22 protein-coding genes are annotated in these 25,011 nt (G+C 72.7%); 3 read left to right on the forward strand and 19 right to left on the reverse strand.

Going from position 1 to position 25,011, the window contains the following annotated elements:
• The first annotated feature begins 139 nt into the window (after window positions 1–139).
• Window positions 140–538, forward strand: coding sequence for a hypothetical protein (locus tag PSD17_RS00620; protein ID WP_339120904.1), 399 nt, complete (start codon window positions 140–142; stop codon window positions 536–538).
• Between the two features lie 79 nt (window positions 539–617).
• On the opposite strand, the gene PSD17_RS00625 is transcribed toward PSD17_RS00620, so the two are convergent.
• Both PSD17_RS00625 and PSD17_RS00630 read right to left on the reverse strand, forming a co-directional pair.
• Window positions 618–3,041: a heavy metal translocating P-type ATPase gene (locus PSD17_RS00625; protein ID WP_339120906.1), complete on the reverse strand. Its 2,424-nt coding sequence runs from the start codon at window positions 3,039–3,041 to the stop codon at window positions 618–620.
• A gap of 370 nt (window positions 3,042–3,411) precedes the next feature.
• Window positions 3,412–3,717: a hypothetical protein gene (locus tag PSD17_RS00630; RefSeq protein WP_339120908.1), complete on the reverse strand. Its 306-nt coding sequence runs from the start codon at window positions 3,715–3,717 to the stop codon at window positions 3,412–3,414.
• Between the two features lie 680 nt (window positions 3,718–4,397).
• Between PSD17_RS00630 and PSD17_RS00635 the strand changes: the two genes are divergently transcribed.
• Entirely contained in the window at window positions 4,398–5,417 is a 1,020-nt protein-coding gene (locus tag PSD17_RS00635) for a helix-turn-helix transcriptional regulator (protein WP_339120910.1), read from the forward strand.
• A 321-nt stretch (window positions 5,418–5,738) separates the two neighbouring features.
• On the opposite strand, the gene PSD17_RS00640 is transcribed toward PSD17_RS00635, so the two are convergent.
• The 12 genes from PSD17_RS00640 to rpmG all read right to left on the reverse strand — a co-directional run bounded on the left by PSD17_RS00640 (window position 5,739) and on the right by rpmG (window position 17,676).
• On the reverse strand, window positions 5,739–7,457 hold the full coding sequence (locus PSD17_RS00640; RefSeq protein ID WP_339120912.1) for an FAD-dependent oxidoreductase: 1,719 nt from the start codon (window positions 7,455–7,457) through the stop codon (window positions 5,739–5,741).
• Window positions 7,454–7,726: a UBP-type zinc finger domain-containing protein gene (locus PSD17_RS00645; RefSeq protein WP_339120914.1), complete on the reverse strand. Its 273-nt coding sequence runs from the start codon at window positions 7,724–7,726 to the stop codon at window positions 7,454–7,456. The genes PSD17_RS00640 and PSD17_RS00645 overlap by 4 nt, the downstream gene beginning before the upstream one ends.
• Window positions 7,723–8,187 carry a thioredoxin gene (gene trxA, locus PSD17_RS00650; protein WP_013674357.1) on the reverse strand — a complete coding sequence of 155 codons (465 nt, stop codon included), beginning with the start codon at window positions 8,185–8,187 and terminating at the stop codon, window positions 7,723–7,725. The genes PSD17_RS00645 and trxA overlap by 4 nt, the downstream gene beginning before the upstream one ends.
• On the reverse strand, window positions 8,184–10,808 hold the full coding sequence (clpB, locus tag PSD17_RS00655; RefSeq protein ID WP_339120916.1) for an ATP-dependent chaperone ClpB: 2,625 nt from the start codon (window positions 10,806–10,808) through the stop codon (window positions 8,184–8,186). The genes trxA and clpB overlap by 4 nt, the downstream gene beginning before the upstream one ends.
• Window positions 10,799–11,191 (reverse strand): chaperone modulator CbpM, encoded by a 393-nt coding sequence (locus tag PSD17_RS00660; RefSeq protein ID WP_013674355.1) that lies wholly within the window; start codon window positions 11,189–11,191, stop codon window positions 10,799–10,801. The genes clpB and PSD17_RS00660 overlap by 10 nt, the downstream gene beginning before the upstream one ends.
• Window positions 11,188–12,174, reverse strand: a complete 987-nt coding sequence (locus tag PSD17_RS00665; RefSeq protein ID WP_339120919.1) for a J domain-containing protein — start codon at window positions 12,172–12,174, stop codon at window positions 11,188–11,190. The genes PSD17_RS00660 and PSD17_RS00665 overlap by 4 nt, the downstream gene beginning before the upstream one ends.
• Before the next feature lie 3 nt (window positions 12,175–12,177).
• The gene (locus tag PSD17_RS00670; RefSeq protein ID WP_233899388.1) at window positions 12,178–12,660 is read right to left on the reverse strand and encodes a nucleotide exchange factor GrpE; all 483 of its coding nucleotides are present in this window, start codon (window positions 12,658–12,660) and stop codon (window positions 12,178–12,180) included.
• Window positions 12,661–12,780: 120 nt separating this feature from the next.
• A complete protein-coding gene (gene dnaK / locus PSD17_RS00675; protein ID WP_339120922.1) occupies window positions 12,781–14,664 on the reverse strand; it encodes a molecular chaperone DnaK in 1,884 nt (627 codons plus the stop codon).
• A 1-nt stretch (window position 14,665) separates the two neighbouring features.
• Window positions 14,666–14,989 (reverse strand): hypothetical protein, encoded by a 324-nt coding sequence (locus PSD17_RS00680; protein WP_234027800.1) that lies wholly within the window; start codon window positions 14,987–14,989, stop codon window positions 14,666–14,668.
• Window positions 14,990–15,655: 666 nt separating this feature from the next.
• Window positions 15,656–16,309: a DUF1345 domain-containing protein gene (locus PSD17_RS00685; protein WP_339120924.1), complete on the reverse strand. Its 654-nt coding sequence runs from the start codon at window positions 16,307–16,309 to the stop codon at window positions 15,656–15,658.
• 511 nt (window positions 16,310–16,820) lie between these two features.
• Complete coding sequence (locus PSD17_RS00690) at window positions 16,821–17,180, reverse strand: hypothetical protein (protein ID WP_339120925.1); 360 nt, start codon at window positions 17,178–17,180, stop codon at window positions 16,821–16,823.
• A 331-nt stretch (window positions 17,181–17,511) separates the two neighbouring features.
• Window positions 17,512–17,676, reverse strand: a complete 165-nt coding sequence (gene rpmG, locus PSD17_RS00695) for a 50S ribosomal protein L33 (RefSeq protein WP_041759520.1) — start codon at window positions 17,674–17,676, stop codon at window positions 17,512–17,514.
• Window positions 17,677–17,759: 83 nt separating this feature from the next.
• Here rpmG and mrf point away from each other — a divergent pair, with 83 nt between their 5' ends.
• Window positions 17,760–19,112 (forward strand): ribosome hibernation factor-recruiting GTPase MRF, encoded by a 1,353-nt coding sequence (gene mrf / locus PSD17_RS00700; protein WP_339120926.1) that lies wholly within the window; start codon window positions 17,760–17,762, stop codon window positions 19,110–19,112.
• Window positions 19,113–19,466: 354 nt separating this feature from the next.
• Here the strand turns inward: mrf and PSD17_RS00705 are convergent, their stop codons facing one another.
• The 5 genes from PSD17_RS00705 to PSD17_RS00725 are packed head-to-tail and all read right to left on the reverse strand — an operon-like array spanning window position 19,467 to window position 24,843.
• Complete coding sequence (locus PSD17_RS00705) at window positions 19,467–19,799, reverse strand: class II aldolase/adducin family protein (RefSeq protein WP_339120928.1); 333 nt, start codon at window positions 19,797–19,799, stop codon at window positions 19,467–19,469.
• A gap of 2 nt (window positions 19,800–19,801) precedes the next feature.
• The gene (locus PSD17_RS00710) at window positions 19,802–21,136 is read right to left on the reverse strand and encodes an FAD-binding oxidoreductase (protein ID WP_013674345.1); all 1,335 of its coding nucleotides are present in this window, start codon (window positions 21,134–21,136) and stop codon (window positions 19,802–19,804) included.
• Complete coding sequence (locus PSD17_RS00715) at window positions 21,133–22,221, reverse strand: LLM class flavin-dependent oxidoreductase (RefSeq protein WP_013674344.1); 1,089 nt, start codon at window positions 22,219–22,221, stop codon at window positions 21,133–21,135. The genes PSD17_RS00710 and PSD17_RS00715 overlap by 4 nt, the downstream gene beginning before the upstream one ends.
• Before the next feature lies 1 nt (window position 22,222).
• A complete protein-coding gene (locus PSD17_RS00720) occupies window positions 22,223–24,082 on the reverse strand; it encodes a rhodanese-like domain-containing protein (protein ID WP_339120929.1) in 1,860 nt (619 codons plus the stop codon).
• Window positions 24,079–24,843 (reverse strand): alpha/beta hydrolase, encoded by a 765-nt coding sequence (locus tag PSD17_RS00725; RefSeq protein WP_013674342.1) that lies wholly within the window; start codon window positions 24,841–24,843, stop codon window positions 24,079–24,081. Before PSD17_RS00725 ends, PSD17_RS00720 begins: the two co-directional genes overlap by 4 nt.
• Between the last annotated feature and the right edge of the window lie 168 nt (window positions 24,844–25,011).

The raw sequence follows: 25,011 nt of genomic DNA on the forward strand, positions 1-25,011 counted from the left end.
CGGTCGTGCCGCGTCGGGTGATCGGGGGACAGCGGGTTCGCCCTGCGGCTCGGCGGATCGCCGGACGAGAGCACGGCCGCGCTCGGAGCACCGTTGTCCGCAGCGGATCGACTCCGCCACCCGACCCCAGGAGCCCGTCATGAACACACTCGCGAAGTCCATCGCCGTCGTTCTCACCGCTGCCGCGGTCACCGGGGCGGGAGCCGGCGTGGCGTCGGCCGCGACGCCGACCGCCGCGCCGAGCGCCACCATCCACCTGACGGCGACCGACTCGTACAACCACGTCGCCGAGAGCGAGTTCACCCCCACCCAGGCCAGCGGTGGCGTCCTCGTGTGCCTGGAGGACGCCAACCACCTGAACCTGGCCCAGAGCCGCGCGAGCGGTCCGGCCGGCGACCTGACGATCCAGTTCTCGGCCACCGATCCCGTCCACGTCGTGATGACCCAGGCGGGCCGGACGATCTGGAGCGGCGACCAGGCCCCGACCCCGCTGTCGCAGGTCATCGTCCCGCTCCCGGCCGCGACCCCCCAGAGCTGACGACGGCGCTCGCGCTACGGCGGACCCGCGCTCCGGCCGGACCGCCGTGCCGCCCGACGTCACGCCGGCAAGGGGCGCGTCAATGATCCGCGTGCGACCCGGGCTCAGGCGCCCCCGCCGACGTCGTGGTGTCGGAGCCGTCAGCAGGCCGCGGCAGGCGCAGTCGCTTGAGCAGCAAGGCGTTGACGGCGACGAGGAAGCTCGACCCGGACATGGACAACGCCGCGATCTCGGGGCGCAGGACGAGGCCGAACGCCGGCGCGAAGACGCCCGCGGCGATCGGGAGCGCCACGGCGTTGTAGCCCACTGCCCACGCGAGGTTCTGTCGCATCTTCCGCAGCGTCCCCCGGCCGATCCGCAGCGCGACGGGAACGTCGAGCGGGTCCGACCGCATGAGCACGACGTCGGCGGTCTCGATGGCGACGTCGGTGCCCGCTCCGATGGCGACGCCCAGATCGGCCTGGGCCAGCGCCGGCGCGTCGTTGACCCCGTCACCGACCATCGCGACCCGACGGCCCTCACCCTGGAGGCGGGTGATCTGTGCGGCCTTGTCGCCGGGCAGGACGTCGGCGACGACGGTGTCGATGCCCAGGCCCTCGGCGATGCGGCGGGCGGTGGCCTCGTTGTCGCCGGTGAGCATGACGACCTCCACGCCGAGCTCGTGCAGTGCGGTGACGGCCGCCGCGGCGGTCGAGCGCGGAGCGTCGGCGAGCGCGATCACTCCGGCTGCCTGCCCGTCCACCGCGATCATCACGGTCGTGCGGCCTGCGCCGGCGAGCTCGTCGCGGCGGCGCCCGAGGTCGCCGACGGCCACACCGTCGCGCTCGAGCAGCCGGCTGTTCCCGACGGCGACCCGGTGGCCGTCGACGGTGGCGGTAGCGCCGTGACCGGGCACGCTGCCGAACTGCTCGGCGGCGCTGACCGCGATACCGCGCTCCTCGGCGTGGGTGACGATCGCGCGAGCGAGCGGGTGCTCGGAGTTGCGCTCCACCGCTGCGGTCAGCGCGATGAGCTTCTGCTCGTCGATGCCGGTCGCGACGACGTCGGTCACCTCGGGCTCACCCTTGGTCAGGGTGCCGGTCTTGTCCATGACGACGGTGTCGATACGGGCCGACGACTCCAGGGCGGTGGCGTTCTTGAACAGCACGCCGCGGCGGGCACCCAAGCCGGTTCCGACCATGATCGCGGTCGGGGTCGCCAGGCCGAGGGCGTCGGGGCAGGTGACCACGACAACCGTGATCGCGAACAGCAGCGCAATGGTCAGCGGCTCGTCGGAGAACAGCGCCCAGGCCGCGAACGTGACCGCCCCGCCGAGCAGCGCGACGAACACCAGCCAGAAGGCGGCCCGGTCGGCGAGCCGCTGGCCGGGCGCCCTGGAGTTCTGCGCCTGCTGCACGAGCGCGACGATCTGGGCGAGAGCACTGTCGGCGCCGACCTTGGTCGCCCGGACCCGCAGCGTTCCGTCGGCGTTCAGGGTGGCACCGACGACCTCGCTGCCGGGTTGCTTGTGCACCGGGAGGCTCTCGCCGGTGACCATGGACTCGTCGACGTCGGACTCCCCGTCGGCGACGGTCCCGTCGACGGGGATCTTCGCTCCGGGCCGCACGAGCAACAGGTCCCCGACGACGACCTCGGAGGTCGGCACCTCGATCTCGCGGCCTTCCCGCAGTACCACCGCGCGAGGTGGTGCCAGGTCGAGCAGCGCGCGGACGGCGTCGTTGGCGCCGCCGCGGGCGCGCATCTCGAACCAGTGCCCGAGCAGCACGAATGCCGTCAGCACGGTCGCGGCCTCGTAGAACACCTCGCCGCCACCGGTCAGGGTGACGACCACGGAGTAGCCCCAGCCGGCGCCGACGGCCACGGCGACGAGGACCATCATGTCCAACGTCCGGGCCCGCAACGCCCGGACCGCGCCGTCGAAGAAGATCCAGGCGGAGTAGAAGATCACCGGCAGGCTGAGGACCAGCGAGAAGACGTCGTCGCGCAGCCCGAACGGGGCCGCCGCGGTGAAGCCCAGGACCTCGCGGCCGATCGGGGACCACAGCAGCACCGGCACCGAGAGCAGCGCTGCGACGAGGAACCGGTTGCGCATGTCGGCGACCATCGCCGACATCGACATCTCGCCGTGGCCGCCGTGGCCCGTCATCTCGTGTGACGCCCGGGCGGGCGGCGCGCCGGCAGGGGCCTGCGCATGGCCGGCGTCGTGGCCGGCGTCGTGGCCGGCCGCCTCGGCGAGCGGGTCGCAGACGTGCTCGGGCACGGACCGCCCCGCGCAGGCGTAGCCGCAGTCGCGGATCCAGCGTGCCAGCTCGGCCACGGTGGTGCGGGTGGGGTCGTAGCGGACGGTGGCGGTCTGCGCGACCGGGTTCGCCTCCACCGCGTGCACGCCCGGCCGGCGACCGAGCACCGTCTCGACGACGGCCTTCTCGCTCGCCCACTGCACCCCACGAACGTTCAGCACCGCGGTCTCGAGCGGGCCGGCCGTCGTGCGCTGCGCCACCATCGTGCTCCTCCTCGGCTCGACCGCCGCAGACTCTATACCCCGCGGGGGTATCTGGCCACATCGTACGAGCTCCCACCACGCCACGTCGCTCCCGGGTGTCCGGCAGCGTCTCCGAGTCCGCCGGCGCGGCATGGTCATCCGATGGCCGCGCGGTCACCGACCCGGCTCGAAGACACCTCCACCGCCGCCCGGGCGGGGCGAACTCGACGACACCGCCACCTACGTCGAAACCGTTCCCACCCTGCGAGCTGCGCACCCTGCCTCGCGGCCGCGTCCTCGCCCTGCGCCGGGCGCGGCCGTTCCGTTCACTCCTCTTCGCGCGCGACAGGTGCTGACCGTCTTGCCGGCGCCTCGGCGTTCCGGTCATGCCTCAGAAGCGCTGTGGCGAGCGCGACGCTGATGCCGAGAGATGGCGCCAGACGGGGAACGGGGTGGCGTAACCGCCGCTGGGGTCGCGCAACCAGCCGGTCACGTACCCGGCGGCGAAGCCGCCCAGAGTCCCCACGGTGTTGATCAGAGCGATGTTCCGGACGAGCCGGGGGGAGGCGGCGAGATCGGTGGGGGCGCCGGGATCGGCCAGCAGACCGACCCGGACCCGGCGTCCGCGTTGCCGCCCGTCTCGGGTGGACCCGCCGTCCGACCGGTCGGGCGAACGGTCAGGTTCTCGGTCGCCCATGGCGCCCCTCCACGGCTCGTCGAGGCACTGAGGCCTTCGATCTACGCGCCCCTCAAGCACGCGTGGCTTGCGGGGCAACGGCGATGTCGGTGGCGGCCGGGTGGACCCGGCCGCCACCCTCCACTGTCGAAAGCCTTCTACCGGCGCAAACGTGCCGAAGGAAACGACACCACCAGGCCCTCGTCGCGCTGGCCCGCCGCCGGGTCAACGTCGTGCACGCCACGCTGCGCATCAGAACCGAGTTCCGGCCCGACCACCGAGCACCCGCCCGCTCGACAACAGCACTAGGCAGCCTCCTCATCGGTCTGGCCGAGCGCTCCCGGCTCGAGCGGGCCTTCATTGCACCTGCCACAGCGTCGGCCCGGTATCGGCAGATATGCCGGTACCGGGCCGGCCCGACCCGCCCGACCGAGCCACCTCGGCAGCAGGTGTCCCCCGGGCGCTGCCGGACTCCCGCGACGGAGGCGCGTGTTCCTCGGACCGGCACCGGACGACCACCGCTCCCCCCGACCCCGCCGGGCCGCCGGGCCGGTCTCCGGTTTAGGTCACCCGCGTCCGTGGTAGTAACACCCGCTCCATGTTGTGACTGACTACCCGAGCGGCGTCCTCCCAGCACATCGAGCAGCCGTTTCAGTGACGGCCGGGCTCGGGCCGCTGCCGCGGCGATCCTCGGAGGGCACATGCGCTCGCACCAGGCCGGTGAGCTGATGCTGGCCGAGACCGCCGCCTCGGCCGGCACCACCTCCGAGCGCGCGCAGGCCCTGCTCGAGGACCTCCGCCGGCTCGTCCCGTTCGACGGCGCGTGGCTGGCGCTCGCCGACCCGATGGGCCACGGCTACCGCTTCCTGGCGAGCCTCGACCTCGACGGCCCGATCGTCGAGTTCCTCTCCGGTCCGCTGATGGCGCGGGACGTCGAAGTAACCGGCACCGACCGGGCACGCCCCCCGCTGAGCCCGTCGGACCTGCCCTATCCGGCCGAGGAGCTGCCGACGTGGGCCGAATGCCTCATCCCGTCCGCGATCGACGAAGCGCTGGCCCTCGCCCTCGTCACACCGGAGGGGCGGCACGTCGGCTTCCTCGCGCTGCTGTCCGGCGACCGCCGCCCACCCTCCCCCCTCACGCGCCGCAGACTCGGACGGCTCGGACCGGTGCTCGCACGCGGCATCGACCCGATGCGCTCGCTTCTCACAGCCGCACACCTGGTGCACGGGGCCACGGCCGGCGTGGTGCTCTACATCGACGAACGCTGCCAGGCACTGCCGGGCCTTCCCGCGGACGAGCTGCTGACCCCGTCCTCCCCCGTCCTGGCCACCGCACGCGAACGCATCGGCGACGGGCACGTCTACTCCTCGTTCCTCTGGCCGGTGGGCGGGTCCCACGCCCCGCGTGGGCACGTGCGCGTGACCGCTCTGGCCGCCCCCGAGGACGTCCCGCCGGGGCTGACCGGGCTGGCCCTGCTGTCACCTGCGAGCGACGTCCACGGGCTCACGCCGCGGGAACTGGAAGTGCTGGGCTTCCTGGTCGAGGGGTGTTCCAACCAGCAGATCGCTCATACGCTCGTCGTGGCTCCACGAACCGTGGCCGCGCACCTGGAGCACGTCCTCGGCAAGCTCGGGGCACCGACACGGACACTCGCCGCGGTCCGCGCGGAACGAGGCGGCCTCTACGTTCCGGCCCCGCTTGCCGGCAGGCATGGGTGAGTCGGCGCCGGAGCGCGGGCCCACCGTAGCGACCCTTCCCAGGCCGGAGACCCGGCCCGGCCGGCGCAGGGCTCTGGAAGTACCCCGGGGACGACATCGGCCGATCGACGTCGACGCCTAGAACCGGTCCCCGGGTCTGAGCCGCGGTCGCCCGACCGAATCCCGAGGACCAGCGCGGGACGGCGCCTCCGGGAGAAGACGCGGACGACACGACGTTCACGCGGACCACGGCCGAGCGAGCCGGGCTACCCGGGGGACGGTGGGGTGTGTCGACCACGCCAGTTCCGGCGTTGCTTCCGGCGACGTCCTTCTCCTTGCGCGTCACCAGGCCTTGGCGAGGTGCTCGTGCACCATGCGCACCGCCATCGCGCCCTCACCCGCCGCCGAGGCGACCCGCTTCACCGAGCCGCTCCGGACATCGCCGGCTGCGAAGACGCCGGGCAGGCTGGTCTCGAGCAGCAGCGGGTCGGGGCCGCCGGACCTTCCCCGCTGCGCCGGCCGGCGCGCGTCCGGCCCGGTCAGCACGTAGCCACCGGAGTCCAGGGCGACCGAGTCCGGCAGCCACGACGTGCTGGGCTCGCCCCCGATGAACACCATGAGGTCGCGCGCGCGCAGACGCTGCTGCTCACCGGTCACCGTGTCCGTCACGACGACGGCCTCGAGGCGGCCGGCCTCGCCCTCCAGGCCCTCCACCATGGTGTGCAGATGCACCTCGATGCACGGATCCTGGACGATCCGGTCGGCGAGGTAGCGCGACATGTTCTCGTCGAGTTCGTGTTCCCTGACCACCAGGTGGACCTCGGCCGCATGGCCCGCGAGGAAGACCGCGGCCTGGCCGGCCGAGTTGCCCCCGCCCACGACCACCACCGGGTCTCCGACGCACTGCTGGGCCTCGATGGGCGTGGCCGCGTAGTACACGCAGGTGTCCTCGAACTGCCTCAGTCCGGGGACCGGGAGCCGGCGGACGCGCACGCCGGACGCGATGATCACCGTGCGGGTGGCCAGCTCACCGCCGTCGGCGAACCGCAGCACGTGGTTCCCGTCGCGCTCCTCCAACCCCACCACCTCCGACGGTACGGACCGCCGCGCCCCGAACTTCTCCGCCTGCAACACGGCGCGCTCGGCCAGCTCGCCCCCGGCGATCCCGGAGGGGAAGCCGACGTAGTTCTCGATGCACGACGTCCGCGCCGCCTGCCCGCCCAGCGCGACGCCGTCGAGCAGCGCGGTGTCCAGGCCCTCCGAGGCGCCGTACACAGCCGCCGCGAGCCCGGCAGGGCCGGCCCCCACGACCACGAGATCGCAGATCTCCCGGCCGTCACCGATGTCGCAGAGTCCGAACATCGGCGCGAGGTCGGCAGTCGAGGGGTTGCGCAGCAGCCGGTCCCGGTACAGCACGATCGGCGTGTCGCCGGGACCGAGCCCGAGGGAGCGGAGCAGCTGCTCGGCCGTGGGGTCGGTCTCCAGGTCCCGGAAACGGTGCGGGAGCCGGTTGCGGACGGCGAACTCGCGCAGCTGCCTGGTGGTGGCCGAATACCTGGAGCCGATGATCCGGAACCCGATGCCCTCGCCCAGCATCAGCCATCGTCGGACGAGGTAGGCCTGCAGCACGAGATCACCGAAGGCGTGGTCCCGTGCCGCGACGGCACGCAGCCGGTCGGCCGGAACCGCCAGGACCTCACCCGGGTCGACGACGACGTCGCTCAGGAACGCCGGCTGCCGCGTGAGGACACCGAGCTCGCCGAGGAAGCGGCCGGGCCCGTGCAACCGCGCCACACGCTGGTCGGGCGTCCCGAGCGCTTCGACGACGGCGACCCGGCCGGAGAGCACCACGTAGAAGGTGTCCTCCACCTCGCCCTCGGCGACAAGTACGTCCCCGCGTGTCGTGGGCCGACGCTCCCCCCAAGCCGCCAGCTCCCGGAGGCGCGTCTCCTCGAGGCGGGGGAAGGCCCCGGACACGTCCGGCGTCTCCCCGGGCGGCACGTCGGCCAGCAGTTGCCCGACGCCAGGGCTCTGCTGGTCGGCCGACTCCCGGGCGGTCACACCGGTGCCTCGTCGACGAAGCACCACCACCAGTCCTCGCCCGGCTCGAACGACCGGATGATCGGGTGGCCGACCAGGCCGGCGTGCCGGCGGGCATGCCTGCCCGGGGACTGGTCGCAACAGCCGACGTGCCCGCAGGTCAGGCACAGCCGCAGATGGACCCAGGGCGATCCGATCCGCAGGCACTCCTGGCATCCCTCGGGCGTGCGGGGCTCGACGTCGTCGCGGACGAACGCCAGGTGCGGGTCGAGCCCTACCGGAACGTTCATCGGTCCTCGGTTCCCTTCGACTGCAGTGCCTGGTCCAGCCAGCTTCGCAACGCCGGCTCCGGTGCGGCTCCGGGCTGGCGGGCGAGTACCTCGCCGTCCCGCAGGACCATCAGCGTGGGGACGGCGCGCACCTCGAACCGCTGGGAGAGCCGGGGCGCCCGGTCGACGTCGACCTTGACCAGCTTGAGCTCACCGGCTCGCTCGGTGGCCAGCCGTTCGAGGACGGGACTCACCATCCGGCACGGCCCGCACCAGGTCGCCCACAGATCCACGAGTACCGGGACCGGAGCCCGCTCCGCGACCTCGGCGAAGTCGTCGTCGCCCGAGTCGGCGATCCAGGGCAGGCGCTGGTGGCAGTTGCCGCACTTCGGCACCGAGCCTGCGGACACCGGTACCCGGTTCCGCTTCCCGCAGTGCGGGCAGACGATGGTGCTCGTCCGCGCCGTCGCCGAGGCGCTCACGCCTGCGCCCCGACGGGCTGGCGGGTGACGACGAGCCGGTCGTCGCCCACGTCGACCCGGATGGTGGACCCCTCGATGGTTCCGTCGCGCAGCAGCGCGCGGGCAACCTGGGTCTCGACCTCCCGGGCGATGAACCGGCGCAGCGGACGGGCCCCGTACACCGGGTCGTAGCCCTCGTGCGCGATGAAGCGGCGGGCGCCGTCGCCGATCTCCACGGTGATGTTGCGCTCGGCGAGCCGCACGCGCAGGTCGGACAGCATGAGCTCGACGATGTTCTCGATCTCGCCCTGGCTCAGCGGCGTGAACAGCACGGTGTCGTCGACCCGGTTGAGGAACTCGGGCCGGAAGTGGGCCCGCAGCTCGGCCATCACGAGATCACGTGCCTCCGGCTCGAGCCGGCCGTCGTCGGTGACCCCGTCGAGCAGGTACTGCGACCCGATGTTCGACGTCATGATGATGACGGTGTTGCGGAAGTCGACGGTGCGCCCCTGCGCGTCGGTGAGCCGGCCGTCGTCGAGGACCTGCAGCAGCGTGTTGAAGACGTCCGGGTGCGCCTTCTCGATCTCGTCGAAGAGGACGACGGCGTACGGACGGCGGCGGACCGCCTCGGTGAGCTGGCCGCCCTCCTCGTAGCCGACGTAGCCGGGCGGGGCGCCGACCAGCCGGGACACGGTGTGCCGCTCCTGGTACTCGCTCATGTCGATCCGGACGATGTTGTCCTCGGAGTCGAACAGCGCCTCGGCCAGCGCCTTGGCCAGCTCCGTCTTCCCGACACCGGTCGGGCCGAGGAAGATGAACGAGCCGGTCGGCCGTCGCGGGTCCTTCACCCCGGACCTGGCCCGGATGATCGCGTCCGCGACCGCCTGCACGGCCTCGTCCTGGCCCACCACCCGCCGGTGCAGCACCTCGTCGAGGCGCAGCAGCTTCTCCCGCTCGCCCTCGGTCAGCCGGGCGACCGGGATGCCGGTCCACACCGAGACGATCTCTGCGATCTCCTCCGCCGTCACCACCTCGCGCAGCAGCCGGTGCTCGCCCTGCTTCTCGGCGAGCCGACGCTCTTCGGCCTCGAGCTTGCGCTCCAGGTCGGCCTGCCTCGTGAAGCGCAGCTCCGCGGCGCGGTTGAGGTCGTAGGCGCGCTCGGCATCCTGGATGTCGTGGCGGACCTGTTCCAGCTGCGCCCGGAGCTCCTGAACACGCTTGATCGCCTGCCGTTCGGCATTCCACTGGGCGCGCATGGCGTCGGCCTCGCCGCGAAGGTCGGCCAGCTCACGGCGGAGCTGGTCGAGCCGCGCGCGGGATGCGGCGTCCTCCTCCTGGGCGAGCGCCGCCTCCTCGATCTCCAGCCGCATCACCTTGCGGGTGATCTCGTCGAGCTCGGCGGGCATGGAGTCGATCTCGGTGCGCAGCCGGGCGCACGCCTCGTCGACCAGGTCGATGGCCTTGTCGGGCAGAAAACGGTCGGTGAGGTAGCGGTGGCTCAACGTCGCCGCCGCGATCAACGACCCGTCGAGGATCCGGACACCGTGGAACACCTCGAACCGCTCGCGCAACCCGCGCAGTATGGACACCGTGTCCTCGACGGTGGGCTCGTCGACGAAGACGGGCTGGAACCTGCGCTCGAGCGCGGCGTCCTTCTCGACGTGCTGGCGGTACTCGGTGAGCGTGGTCGCACCGATCATGTGCAGCTCACCCCGGGCGAGCATCGGCTTGAGCATGTTGCCGGCATCCATCGATCCCTCGGACGCCCCTGCACCGACGACGTTGTGCAGCTCGTCGACGAACAGCAGGATCCGGCCCTCCGCCGCCTTGACCTCCGACAGCACCGCCTGCAGCCGCTCCTCGAACTCGCCGCGGTACTTCGCCCCGGCCACCAGCAGCCCCATGTCCAGGGCGAAGATGGTGCGTTCGCGCAGGCCTTCGGGAACGTCCCCGTCGACGATGCGCTGGGCCAGACCCTCGACGATGGCGGTCTTGCCGACTCCGGGCTCGCCGAGCAGCACGGGGTTGTTCTTCGACTTCCGGGACAGGATCTGGACGACCCGGCGGATCTCGGCGTCGCGGCCGATCACCGGGTCCAGCCGACCGGAGCGGGCCGACTCCACCAGGTCCATCCCGTACTTCGTCAGGGCCTCGTACGCCCCTTCCGGAGTGGCGGAGGTGACGCGCTGGTTGCCGCGTACCCGCGTCAGGGCGGCGAGGATGGCCTCGCGGGTGACGGTGTGCCGGGCGAGCACCCGACCCGCACCGCCGGCGGACCCCTCGTCCGCCAGAGCCACGAGCAGGTGTTCGACCGACACGTACTCGTCCTTCATCCGCCGTGCCTCTCGGTCGGCGACGTCGAGCACGTTGGCCAGCCGCTGCGTGACCGCGACCTGGCCCGGTTGGGGCCCCGGCCGGGTCGTGCGGGGCTTGCGGCCGAGCTCTTCCTCCAGGTCGGAGCGCAGCGCCCGGACATCGATGCCCATCTCCCCGAGCAGCCGGGGCACCAACCCCTCCGGCTGGTCGAGGAGTGCGGCCAGCAGGTGCTCGCCGTCGACCTCGGTGTGGCCCGCACGGGTGGCCAGGTCCTGTGCGTCGGACAGTGCCTGCTGGGACTTCTGGGTCAGGCGGTTCAGGTCCATCGCTGACTCCGCTCCGGTCGGTCGACGGTCGGTCGAGGAGGAGTGGTGCGTCGCCGCACCGGTTCGGTGCGCCCGCGAACGCGTAGGGCGGTCTCGAGCTCGGTGATCCGGTCGAGGAGGTCGCACACGAGTCCGAGGGCGGCGTAGTTGAGCGGCAGGGCGGTGTGCAGGCGCTGCAACCGTGCGACGGCCGGTACCTGCGCCGGGCCGAACCACAGGGACCCGTCGACGTGACGCGCGGCCGGGATCAGCCCCAGCGCCCAGAACCGCCGCACCAGTTCGGGGTGCAGGCCGCAGCGCCGGGCGAACTCCTCCTCGTGGAGCAGGGCGGGTCTCGGACTCCGGACCAGCGGGTAGCGAAGCGGACGACTCTGCGGGTTCATCGGCGTCTCCTCGCGTCGTCGGTCGTGGCGCGGCGCGGATCGAACGTCGACGTCGTGGCGAGTTCGGAATACAGCTCGCGTTCGCGTTCACCGAGCCGTGCCGGCACCATGATCTTGATCTCGGCGAACAGGTCGCCCGGGTGTCCGGCCGGGTCCGGCATGCCTTGCCCACGCAGGCGGAGGCGTCGTCCGGACGACGAGCCGGACGGCACGGTCACCTTGGTCTCGCCCCCGGGTGCAACGACCGGGACGGTCGCCCCGAGGGCCGCTTCCCACGGGGCGAGCTTCAGATCGACGTGGATGTTCCGGCCCTCCACGCGGAAGAGCGGGTGCGGCAACAGCCGCACCACCAGGTAGAGGTCTCCGGCCGGGCCGTCGCCGAGCCCCCGCCCTCCCTCGCCGGCCAGCCTGATCCGCCGGCCGTCGGTGACGCCGGGTGGGATGGTGACCGTGTAGCTGCGTGGGCCCTCCGGGCCGTTGAGCGTGATCTCCTTGCGCCCGCCGCGATAGGCCTCCTCCACGGTAAGAGGAAGCTCGGCCTCCTGATCCGCTCCCGCAGAGCGGGCCGCACGGGGGCCGCGGCCACGGCCGCCGAACATGCCTCCCAGGAGGTCCTCGAGATCGATACCGTCGAAGCCTCCGCCGACGAATACCCCGTCGACGTCGGCGCCCTCCGCGGTCCAGGTCGCCCGGCGACCACGACCGGCCCGGCCACCGAATCCACCCGCCCCGGCACCGACGCGCTCCTCCCAGTCCTCGGGAACCCGCCGGAAGTCCTCCCCGAAACGGTCGTAACGCTTGCGGAGCTCCGGGTCCGACAGCACGGAGTACGCCTCGTTGATCTCCTTGAACCGCTCCTCCGCCCCCGGATCCTTGTTCACGTCCGGATGGTTCTGCCGCGCCAACCGTCGGAACGCCTGTTGCAGCTCGTCGGGGCCGGCGTCCCGGGGCACCTCGAGTACCTCGTAGAAGTCGCGGGGCATCGGTCAGCTCTCCTGCCGCTGCGCCACGGTGACGGCTGCCGGTCGGAGCTGGCGTCCGGGGGCGCCGTAGCCGGGCCGGACCACGGAGGCCACCGAACCGGGCGGGGTCCCGGCCCCGTCGGCGTCCACCAGCCCGACCACCTCGTGCCGCGCCGGATCGAACGGCACTCCGGGTTCGTCCTCCCGTCCGTAGCCGAGCCCCGAGACGACGGCGAGGGCCTGCTCACGGAGGGTGCGGATGCCCTCGACGATGGATTCGGGGTCCGCGGCGGCGTGTTCGAGCGCGCGATCGATGGTGTCGAGCACGGGCAGGAACGCCGACGTGACGAGCTCCCGCTCGATCTCGCGCTCGCGCGCGACCTCCCGCGCGTAGCGCTTGCGCAGGTTGTCGAGGTCTGCCGCGGCGCGCCGCCAGCGGTCCTCGGCGGCATCGAGCGCGCGCTGGGTGGGGCCTGCCGTCGCGCCGTCCGCCGGCGGGGGCGCCACCTCCCGCGGAGGTCCGCCGTCCGGGCGAGGCCCTGCCTCGGAGGCTTCCGCGTCCGCAGCCGGTCCACCCTCCGGGTGGGCGGGCGGCGTCTTCGATCCGGGCTCTCCCATGGCCAGGGCTCACTTCCGGTCGAACTCGGCGTCGATGACGTCGTCGTCCGCGGCCCCCCTGTCGGCGCCGGTTGCGTCACCGGCGCCCGCGGCAGAGTTGGTCGCCACCGCCTGGAGCCCGGCCACCACCTGCTGCAGCTCGCCGGTCAGCTCGCGGACACGATCGAGCGGCGCCTGATCGGCGACCGCCTGCCGGGCCTCGGTCACCAGCATCTCGGCCCGAGCGCGCTCGTGCGATGGTGCCGAGTCGCCCAGCTCGTCGAGTCGGCGTTGCACCTGGTAGGCGATGCTGTCCAACTGGTTGCGCGCGTCGACCTCCTGCCGGAGTTGCTGGTCCGAAGCCCTGTTCCGCTCGGCCTCCGTGACCATCCGCTCGACCTCGGCGGTGTCCAGGTTGGCGCTCTCGGAGATCGTGATGCCCTGCTCGGCGCCGGTGTCCTTGTCGCGGGCCGTCACGTTGACGATGCCGTTGGCGTCGATGTCGAAGACGACCTCGATCTGCGGCTCCCCGCGCGGCGCCGGTCGGATGCCGGTGAGCTGGAACCGCCCGAGCACCCGGTTGTCCGCCGCGCGCTCGCGCTCGCCCTGCAGCACGACGACGTCGACGGCCGGCTGGTTGTCCGCGGCCGTCGAGAAGACTTCGCTGCGCCGGACCGGGATCGTGGAGTTCCGCTCGACGATCTTGGTCATCAGGCCGCCCTGGGTCTCCACCCCCAGGGACAGCGGCGTGACGTCGAGCAGGAGGACGTCGGAGACCTCACCCTTGAGGACCCCCGCCTGGATCGCGGCGCCGACAGCCACGACCTCGTCGGGGTTGACGGTCATGTTCGGTTCCTTGCCACCGGTCAGGCGGCGCACGAGCGCCTGCACCGCGGGTATCCGGGTCGACCCGCCGACCAGGATGACCTCGTCGACGTCGTCCGTCCCCACCTTGGCGTCCGACATGGCCTGACGCACCGGCCCCATCGTCCGCTCGACGAGATCCGCCGTGAGTTGCTCGAACCTCGAGCGCATCAACGTCATCGCCAGATGCTTCGGCCCGTTCGCGTCCGCGGTGACGAAGGGCAGGTTGACCTGGGTCTGGCTGACCGAGCTCAACTCGACCTTCGCCTTCTCGGCGGCCTCGTACAGCCGCTGCAGCGCCTGCGGGTCCTTGCGCAGGTCGATGCCGTTCTCCTTCTGGAACTCCTCGGCGAGGTGATCGACGATCCGCCGGTCGAAGTCGTCACCTCCGAGGTGGGTGTCACCGGCGGTGGCACGTACCTCGACGACGCCGTCGCCGACGTCGAGGACGCTGACGTCGAACGTCCCGCCGCCGAGGTCGAACACCAGCACGGTCTCGTGCTGGCCCTTGTCCATCCCGTAGGCGAGCGCCGCGGCGGTGGGCTCGTTGATGATCCTCAGAACCTCGAGGCCGGCGATCTTCCCCGCATCCCGGGTTGCGGTTCGCTGCGCGTCGTTGAAGTAGGCGGGGACAGTGATCACCGCCTCGGTGACCCGCTCGCCGAGGTGCCGTCCGGCGTCGTCGGCAAGTTTGCGCAGGATCAGGGCGGAGATCTCCTCCGGCGCATACAGCTTGTCCCGCACCTTGATCCGGGCGAGCCCGTTCGCATCGGGAACCACGTCGTAGGTGACCTGACCGGCCTCCTCCTCGACCTCCTCGAACCTGCGGCCGACGAACCGCTTGACCGAGTAGATCGTCCCCTTCGGGTTGAGGATCGCCTGCCGACGGGCCAACTGGCCGACCAGACGCTCCCCGTTCTCGGTGAACGCCACCACCGACGGCGTCGTGCGAGCCCCCTCGGCGTTGGGGACGACCGAGCCCTCACCGCCCTCCCACGCGGCGATGACCGAGTTCGTCGTCCCGAGATCGATACCAACCGCGCGCGCCATCTCAAACCCTCCCTGCGAGCAGCCGGGCGGCCTTGCCGGCCACCTCGTCGGCCACGTCGTCGTCGACAACCAGTTCCAACCGCTGGGGTCGTGTGAAGGCCACCGACGCGGAGTCCCGGCGACCTCCCTGAAGCACGTAGCCGATCACCGCTCCGATGAGCAGTCCGTAGAGGGCGAGCGGAACCGCCCTCACCAACGGATCGGCCCAGCCGAAGCGTCCGGAGATCCAGCCGAGTTGCGCGCCCGGGACGGCTCCGCCCGCCGCACCCCGCCGGGCGGCAGTGGGGTCGTTCAGCTTTCCGGTCACCTGCTCGACGGTCAGCACGTCCTGACCGAGGATGTCGACCCGCTCGACCGGGAAGTCGAGGTCGGCGAGCCGTCGACCGCACGCCCGGCGTCGGCGTGGTCGGTGGACGAGGCGCCGGGGCCACCGGGAGACCACGGGTGGGCAGCAGCGCCCCCTCGCGAGCCGGTCGGGTCCTTCAGAGTCACGGGTGTTCCTCCTGTCGGGTTGAGGTCGACGGAGAGCCCCCGACCCCGCGCTGGCCACATCGAAGTCCGGCCGCACTATGCCGTCCCACACTCGTGTGTCGCCCCCGACGACGGCAATCGGTCGTTCTGCCGATGGGGGCACGCAGTGGCGCCCGGCCGGAGAAGGTGCAGCCCGCCCGCACGCCCTGGTCACCGCCCCCAGTCGCACACACCGACCGAAGTGGTGTGCGACGCCGCGCCGAGTGAGCCGGTTCCAAACGGCCGTGCGGGTCGTCTCCAGGCTCGGTCCTGCCTGGCGGGCGACGTCCTGCGGATGGGGCGCACCCACGCCACCTCCCGCTCGGCAACGGCGCGGTACACGGCGGCCTCCGCTCCTGCCGGATCCTCTGCACGCATGCTCTCTCCTCCGGTCGGCCGCCGCGACGGCGTTCGGCTTCACGACGGTCGGTCCGGTCGCGAGCGGGGCGGTTGCAGCCGGATGCCTACTTCCGGCGCACGGTCACAGGTTGGTCAGCAGGCTGACGGCGACAGCGATCACCACGGTGCCGAACAGGTAGGACAGGAGCGCGTGCCCCAGACCTACCTTGCGCATCTGCGTCGTCGCCAATCGGGTCTCGGAAACGGCGAACGTCATGCCGACGGTGAACGCCACGTAGGCAAAATCGGCGTAGACCGGCGGCTCGTCCTGGTGGAACTCGATGCCGCCGTCCTTGCCCGCGAAGAAGAGCCTCGCGTACTTGAGGGCGAAGACCGTGTTCATCAACACCCAGGACAGGATCGCGTCGACCACTGCGAGGACGACGACGGCCACGGCCACGGCGTCGTGCCGGCCGGCGCTGGCGACGGCTTCGAGAACCGCGACCAGGCTGGCAACGGCCGCGACGAGAACCGCCGTGTCCGTGACGTGGGACCGTCCTTCTTCCTCCGCCAGGCGCTTGGTGCCCCGCTGGTCCTGCGGCCAGCAGATGCGGCAGACCCACACCAGTACGACCGAGGCGGCAACGGCCCAGCCGACGAGGATCGCCAGCTGAGCCGGGCCGAGCAGGGCCACGACGACTGCAGCCGCGGTGCCCGCGGCGAGCGACACCGCCAGGCGACGCCAGGAGATGATCCGGCGCTCCGGCCCTCCCATCGCGCCGGCGGCGCTCGCCACGGAAGTACCGCGGCCATGCGGGCCACCTCTCCCCGACGAACCCGGCTCAGGAGGACGACGCACGCGCACCTGCCCGAGCATCCGCACCGGCGAACTCCTGAACGCCGACCAGCACGTTCACGTTGCCTCCTTGTCGCCGTCGGCCCTCCGGGCCGCCGTGAGCATCGACGCAGGGCGACGCCGGACGCTGATCCATCCGACCCCAGGCGCAGACGCAGCGGTATCGGCAGACATGCCCATCCCGGGCCGCGGCGCCCGCGGATCGGTACTTCTGCCGATGTCATCACCTCAGGAAGCCGGTGATCCGGTACGCGACGTTCATCCACGCCGTCGGCGAGCAGGCCGGCGCGCCCGAGAGCGAGGAGGCTCACGGCGCGGCGGATGCGTTCATCGCCGCCGTGGCAGGCTCGTCGGCGGAGTCCGAACCGCGAACAGCTGGCCGCGGTCCTGGCCGCTCCTCACTGCTCCCCACAGAGCCGTGGAAGGCCAGTCAGACGACCGGAGACGTAGCTCAGTTCATAGTCTGTCTCGGTACCGCGAGAACTGGAGGCGCGAGGAGTATCCGCCCGTGCAGCGCCGTCGGGAGCGCGGTGGCGGCGGGGCCGCCCGTGGTCAGCCACCGCAACAGCGACTCCCGCTCGCGCTCCTGGCGGAGTGGGCCGAGCCACAGCGTCGGGCCGACCGCACCGTCGCGACGGCGCATGGGCTGCACCCCGATGACCGGGGCGCCCGGCCGACCCGAGGGCTCCTGCAGCCGGACCAGGACACCACCGGCACTGTGCCGGACGGCCTCGCGCAGACGGCTGTAGAACTCCGGCGCCAAGCCGGAACCGGTCGCCGCGATGGCGACGTAGCCGTCCCATTCGGTCACCGGACGTACTGAGCGAGGGGTCGTCCGCCGACAGGTGCGGCGGGGCCCGCTCCACGTCGTGCGTTGGGTCTCGTCAATGAGCATTCCTCCGAGGGGATGCGGCGCGTCGAAGCGCTCGTCCCGGGACATGCGCTCTCGAGCCGACCGGCCACGCGCCGCGGCGGTGGTTGTTTGCGGGCGATCTTCGCGGTGGTGGCCTCAGACCGTCCCTCCTCGGAGGGTCCTTCCGACCGACCGCGTCTCGCGTACATCGAGCCCGCAGGTGTGCAGGGGGTCGGCCGTGCGCCGCGCCGTTCGCAGGACGCGCGGACCTCGTGCTGATGTCGGCATCTCAACGCTCTTCGCGGAACTCGACGTGCGCGCGGATCTTCGGGTCGTACTTGCGCAGCACCATCCGGTCGGGGTCGTTGCGCCGGTTCTTGCGCGTCACGTACGTCGTCCCGGTCCCCGCGGTCGACCGCACCCTCACGATCGGGCGCAGCTGGTTCCTCATCACTCGCACACCCTCCAAAGTCACATGACATTCATTTTCATCTAAGGTAGCACCCGTCCGCCACTCGTCAGCCTTCGAGGAGCGCCGTGCCACTCGATCCCCGCCGACCGACCGGCCCCGAACCCACGACCGACCTGGTCGTGCTCGCCGGCCTGACACCCGACGGCACCGAGCAGATCGCGCAGCTGATGCTCGCCGAGCCCGGAACCGTCGTCGTCCACCACGACCTGCGCCACCTCGGCGACGGACGTGTCTTCCGCCGCATCCGCGACGCGACCTCGGACACGGCCACGGAGGTGGAGCTCGCGCACGGCTGCCTCTCCTGCACGCTGCGCGACGATCTCCTGCCGCGGGTCGTCGAGCTGACCGGCCAGGCCCGCCGCGTCGTTGTGCACCTGGATCCGGTGCTCGAACCCGAGCAGGTCTGTTTCGCCCTCGCCCACCTCCTCCTCGGTGACGAGCCGGCCGCCACGACCGTCACCGATGTCGTGGACCTGCTCGGGGTCATCACCGTTGTCGACGTGGCGACCTGGTTCGACGACGCCACCGGCGAGGAGACCGTCGCCGAGCGCGGGCTCGTCGAGCTGTTCGACGACGAGCGCACGATCGCGCAGCTCGCCACGGCGCAGGTCGAGTTCGCCGACCTGATCGTCCGGTGCGGCACCGCGCCGGCGCGGGAGTTGGCGCGCACCAACGCCGTGCTCGCCCGGCTGTCCCCGACCGCCGGCCAGGTGCGGCTGGCCGACGCGGCCCTCGATCCCACTGTGCTCGGCCTCGCCGTCGTCGCACCGGAGGCTCGCCGTGGTCGCCCCGACGGCGTGCACGCCCCACTACTGCGGGGTGCTCCACCGCTGGACACCGACTGCGGCGTGTCCCTGTTCGCCTTCTCCGACCGCCGGCCGTTCCATCCGCAACGCCTGCATGACGCGGTCGACCTGCTGCTCGACGGCGTCGTTCGCTCCCGTGGCCGGGTGTGGCTGGCCACCCGTCCCGCCGAGGTCCTGTGGCTGGAGTCGGCGGGCGGGGGCCTGCGCCTCGGGCGGGCGGGCCACTGGCTCGCCGACGCAGGCGAAGAGGCATGGGAACACGCCACCCCCGAGCGAGCAGCGATGGCGTCGCTGGGCTGGGACGAGCACTACGGCGATCGATCCCAGGACATCACGGTCCTGACCTACGCCGCGGACCACGCCGAGATGTCCGCCGCCCTCCACGCCGCGCTGCTCACCGACGACGAGCTCGCGGCCGGAGAACGAGCGTGGGCGCAGCTCCCCGATCCGTTCGGCTCGTGGCAGGAACACGGCACCGGAGACGCCGACGGGTGCCGTCACGAGCGCGACGACCAGGCCGGCGCCGCCGGTCGCGCGCGGGCCGAGGCGGGAGCGCGTGAGCCGACCGGGGCCGGTGTGGCCGGCCCCGCGCCGCCGGAGGCGGCGCGTTGACATCGTGGATCAGGACAACCACCCCACGACGCAATTTCGCATTGCGGAGTCGGCCGACCTTGTCGGCCTCAGCGACGACACGGTGCGCGGCCCCGTCGATGCCGGCACATTCCGGCGAGTCGAGCTGCCTGCTCATCGAGGACGTGGACCTTGTGGCTCACCTGGCCGAGCACGGGCCCACCCCGAAGGACCCACCAACGTCACCTGCTCGGCCCGCAACCGGCGCGTCGGGCCCGGGATCTCCGTGGTCGAGGGACCGGCGGTGTCACAGGTCGAGCTGCAGTACGGCCGGCTCGGCGGCTTTCTCTATCGCCTCCTCCGCCGCACGGGCCGCTGGTCCGGCCTGACCGGCCCTCAGAGCAGCAGGTCCGCCTCGTCGTGGATCGTCTGGGACACCGCAGCGTCCGCGGCGCCCTGCACGATCCGGCCCGCCGGGTCGTCGGCTGCGAAGACGAGCAGCAGGTCCGAGACCCGGACCCGGCCGAACGGGACCTTCCACGGGTTGACCCAGAACAGGTCGTCGGAGGCGGGGTCACGAACGGTGAGGTGGCCGTTGAAGCCGAACTCGTACCCCAGCTTCGCGAACAGCCGCAGCGTCGCCGCGAGCGCTGCCTTGCGACGCTCCCGTTCCCTGGCGACGTCGTCGGCGAAGTCCGCGGGGGCAGGCGCGTCAGTGGTCGTGGTCATGGTCAGACCTTCTTTCCGGGGTTGAGGATCGCGTTCGGGTCGAAAACCGCCTTGAGCTCGCGCTGCAGGTCGACGACGTCGGGTCCGAGCTCGTCGACGAGCCACCGGCGTTTGAGCAGCCCGACCCCGTGCTCGCCGGTGAGGGTGCCGCCGAGGTCGAGCGCGGCCGTGAAGACCTCGCCGGCGGCCGTCCAGACGTCCTCGTCGAACGCGCGGCCGTGGTCGAGGACCAGGATCGGGTGGAGGTTGCCGTCCCCGGCGTGGGCCATCGTGGCGATCCGGATTCCGGAACGGACGCCGATCTTCTCGATCGCGGCCACCGCGTCGGCCATCCGGGAGCGAGGCACCGCCACGTCCTCGATCAGGACGCGGCCGTGGCGTTCCAGTGCGGGCAGCGCCGCCCGCCGGGTCGCCAGCAGCGCCTCGGCACGCACCGGGTCGGTGGTGACCTCGACGTCGCCGGACAGCGGCTCGACGACGGCACGGACCGCGTCCATCTCGACGTCAGCTCCCGGCCCGTCGGTCTGCACGAGGAGGAACGCCGCACCCCGCGCCCGGAGTGCAGTGCCGTCGGCGTCGTCGATCGCGTCGAGGCACACCCGGTCGAGCAGCTCGGCGATCGCGGGCTGCAGCCGTGCCGCGGTGACGGCGGCCGCCGCGGTGGTCGCCGCGACGAAGTCGGGGAAGAACGCGGCCAGGGTCGCGGTCCGCACCGGAGCAGGGCGCAGCCTCACGGTCGCGCCCACGATCACCCCGAGTGTCCCCTCGGAGCCGACGAACAGCGCCGTCAGGTCGTACCCGGCGACGCCCTTCACGGTGCGCCTACCCGTGCCGACCCGCCTGCCGTCGGCGAGCACGACGTCGAGGCCGAGGACCGAGTCCCGGGTGACGCCGTACTTGGCGCAGCGCAGCCCGCCGGCGTTCGTGGCGATGTTGCCGCCGATGGTGGAGATCGCGACGCTGGCCGGGTCGGGGGCGTAGCGCAGCCCGTAGCGGCCGGCGGCCCGGTCGAGGTCCGACGTGATCACGCCGGGTTCGACCACCGCGAGCTCGTCGGTCGCGGAGATCTCGACGATCCGGCTCATCCGGGACAGGTCGAGGACGATCGAACCGTCGGTCGCGACCGCCCCGCCCGACAGGCCGGTCCCCGCGCCACGCGTGACGACCGGTGTCCCGTCGGCGTTCGCGATCCGCAGCACCTCGGCGACCTCGTCAGCCGACTCCGCGAACACGACCGCGCGCGGGCGTCCGCCGGGATCGAACCCGGACCGGTCGAGCCGGCGGGCATCGAGGACGGCCGGGTCGGTGGCCCATCCCGCGGGCAGCAGCGACGTCACGCGATCTCCTGCACGCTGCCCGCGTCCCGGTGCGCCAGCTCCTGGCGCACCAACGGCACGATGTGCCGGGCGTAGTCGATCGCGTCGGTGAGCGGGTCCCAGCCACGGATGGACAGCAGCTCGCAGCCGATGTCGACGTAGTCCAGGAGCGCCTTCGCGACGGTCTCGTAGCTGCCGACGAGGGCGGTGGTGCTGCCCGGCTGCGCCGTGGCCTCGACGAGCGGGGTCCAGAGCGCCCGGTCGTGCCGGTCGCCGCGGGCGGCCACGGCCCGCAGCCGCTGCGACCCGACGTTCGGCGGCCGCCACCCGTTGACGGACCCGTTGGCGCGCACCGCCCCCAGGACGTCGTGGGCCTTCTCCCAGGCCAGCTCGTCGGTGGCCGCGACGATCGGCCGGAACGACACCCAGATGCGCGGGTGCGGCCGGCCGGCGGCGTCGGCGTGGGCGTTGACCGCGGCGATCTGCTGGGCGGTCTCGGCGAGCGGCTCGCCCCACAGCCCGAAGATGTCGCCCAGCTGCCCGCCGATCCGGTAGGCGTGCTCGGACGAGCCGCCGACCGAGATCGGCAGCGCGTCCTGCACGGGCAGGATGTCGGTGGCGAAGTCCTCGAAGCGGTAGTACCGGCCCTCGTGGCTGACGGGCTGCCCCTCGGACTCCCAGATCTGCCGCAGGATCCGGACGAACTCCTCGGAGCGGGCGTACCGCTCGGACTTGTCGAGGTAGTCGCCCTCGCGTCGCTGCTCCTGGTCGTCGCCGCCGGAGATGATGTGCACGCCCATCCGCCCGCCGCCGATCCGGTCCAGGGTGGCGAAGACCTTGGCGGCCTGGGTCGGCGCGACGAAACCGGGCCGGTGCGCCACCATGGGCGCGATCCGCTCGGAGTGGTTGAGCACGAACTGGGCGAGTTGGTTCGCGTCGACCGACGACGAGCCGTATGCCACGAGGGTCCAGTCGAAGCCGCCGTCGTCGAGGGCGCGCACGAACCGGCGGGTGTACTCGGGATCGAAGGACCCGCGGCGGCGACCGCCGGGGGTGGCCTCGGTGGTCGGCGTCGTGTGGACGGCGCTGATGAACTCGACGGCCACGTCAGCTCCCGTCCGGATCGGGGCCCACCGCGACGGGTCGTGCCGGGTCGGACGACCATGCCGACCAGGAGCCGGGGAACAGCGCTGCCGGGATGCCTGCGGCCGCCAGTGCGGCGATCTCGTGGGCGGCGGTGACACCGGACCCGCAGTAGACGCCGACCGGCCCCTCCCCCAGCTCCGCGACCCGTGCCCGCAGTTCCGCGGCCGGGCGGAACCGGCCGTCGGGTGCGAGGTTGTCGCCGGTGGGGGCGCTGACCGCGCCGGGGACGTGCCCGGCGCGCAGGTCGATCGGCTCGGTCTCGCCGCGGTAGCGCTCGGCGGCGCGGGCGTCCAGGAGCAGCCCGCTGCGGGCGAGGTCGGCGGCGCCGTCGGCGTCGAGGACGGGCAGGTGGCCGGGGCTCAGCTCGACATCGCCGGTGCCGGGCTCGGGCACGGCGCCGGTCTCGACGGGCAGCCCGGCGGCGACCCACGCCCCCAGCCCACCGTCGAGGAGCCGGACGTCGGTCAGCCCGGCCCAGCGCAGCAGCCACCACGCACGACCGGCGGCGAGCCCGCCCGTGGCGTCGTAGGCGACGACCGGCCGGCCTGTGCTCACCCCCCAGCGGCGAGCAGCGTCCTGCAGGTCCGCGATGTCCGGCAACGGGTGACGGCCCGCGAGCGGGTCCCCGACGGGTGCGGCGAGCTCGGTGTCGAGGTCGACGTAGACCGCTCCGGGGAGGTGCCCGTCGCGGTGGTGCTCGCGACCGTGGGGGTCGCCGAGTGCCCACCGGACGTCGAGGAGCACGGGCGGGCGTGGGCCCGCCAGCTCGGCGGCCAGCGCCGCGGCGTCGACGAGGACGTCGAGGCGCGGGAAGGTCGCGCGCAGGTCGTCGTCGCCGAGGGAGCCGGCCGTGGTGCCCTCCCGTTCGGCGCGCCGGATGCGCGCGAGCGCGGCGGCGTTGTGCGGGGCGTCGACGCCATGCAGGCGTGCGAGCAGCACGATCTCGCCATTGAGGAAGTCGGACTCGAGCGAGGCGCCACGCTGCAGGCTCTGCCACGTCGAGCGGCCTGCCGGCGGGCGGCCCGGGATGGGATGGCTGACGAACTGCGACAGGTCCAGCGTCGTGTCGGCGGGGAGATCGGCGGCGAGCCGCCCGGCCGCGGCGTAGACCTCCCGCGCCTCGGCGCTCAGCGCCGCGGCGACCCGGTCGCGCAGCGGGCTCGGGCGGTACAGCGCGTCCAGGGCGTTGACGACGATCCCGAGCAACTTCCCGGCCTTCCACCGCGGGATGTCCTCGACGACCTCGACCAGGTGCCGCGCCGCGCGCAGGTCGTCCGCGATCGGGGCGAGGCGGGCGTCGTGGCCTCCCGGGAACCTGCCGACCCACACGATCCCGACGGCCGGCGCCGCGGGCGACTCGACCTCACCGGGCACGAGGTAGGTCGAGGGCGACCAGACGGCGGCGCCGTAGACGGTGGCGAAGCGGCGCAACGCCACCAGCTCGGTGTCCAGGCCGTTCTGCAGCACGAGGACCGGCAGCGACTCGGCCGCCGACAGCCCGCCCTTGACCGGACGCCACGCCCAGTCGGCGATCGTCGACTCGGCGTCCTGCGCCTTGGTGGCCAGCACGAGGACGTCACCGGCGCGCAGGTCGACCTCTGCCGGACCAGCCGCGACCGGGACGTCGACGACGTGCTCGCCGTCCGGGCGCAGGTAGCGCAGCCCGCCCGCGCGCAGCGCATCGAGGTGCGCCCCGCGCGCCACGAGCACGGTCGCGATGCCGGCGGTGTGGAGTTCGGCGGCCAGGGTCGCACCGACCGCGCCGGCGCCGATCACGACGTAGCGACGCTCTGCCGCAGCGGTCCCCACGGATGCGGTCATCGCAGCGTCACCCCGCGGGCGATCGCCGGCGCGTCGGTACCGAGCCGCAGCCGTTCGAGGAACAGCACCACGGTGGCCGCGGCGGTGCGGTGGGTCTGGTCGTTGAGCACGTCGTGGCGGCCGCCGGCGATCCCGACCAGCTCGGCCGTGGGCGTCCCGGCGTACCAGGACGCGGCGGCGGCGAACGGGCTCACCGCGTCGGCCTCGCCGTGCAGACCCAGGACGGGCACCGTGATCGAGGAGCTCTGTGCCCGTTCGAACCAGGAGCCGGGGACCCGCCCGGCGAGCGCCCCACGGCGCACGGCGTCGTCGTTGCGGAGGCGGCCCTGGTGCGCCGGGCAGGAGGTCCGCGCCGCCAACTCGTCGTCCCAGCTCACGGCCAGCGGCGGGTCGTCACGGGACGGCAGTCCGACGAGAACAACTCCGTCGACACCGGTCCCGATGCCGCCTGCCGCGACGAGACCGGCGGCGTAGAGCGCCCCCGAGTCCGAGCCGACCAGTACCCGAGGGTGCGGCCCGACCTCACCCGATGGGTCGGCTGCGAGCAGGGCCTGGATCTGCCCGGTCGACCGCTCCTCGTCGAAGGTCGGGTCCGAGACGGCCCAGACCCGGTACCCGTCGGCCGCGACCCGACGGCCGAAACGCTCGTACACTCCGGCGTGCTCGCCGCGGCCGGGAACCACGACGACGGTCCCGCGGGGCGCGATGCCGTCGGGCTCGCGCCACGACGCGACGACCGGTACTGCTCCGGCGACAGTCACTTGGATCAACCTCTTTCGACAGGTCGGACCACCACGGCACGCGCGGCGGCGCGGCACGACGGTCGCCCGTGGTGGGAGAACGGGAACGGACGCGCGCCGGTCGGCGTACGTCGGGAGGAAGGTCGCGCGCAGGCCGGTCAGGCGGTCACGCGGCAGCGGGGCGACAGA

It is taken from the genome of Pseudonocardia sp. D17, assembly GCF_036984265.1.
Classification (GTDB): Bacteria; Actinomycetota; Actinomycetes; order Mycobacteriales; family Pseudonocardiaceae; genus Pseudonocardia; species Pseudonocardia benzenivorans.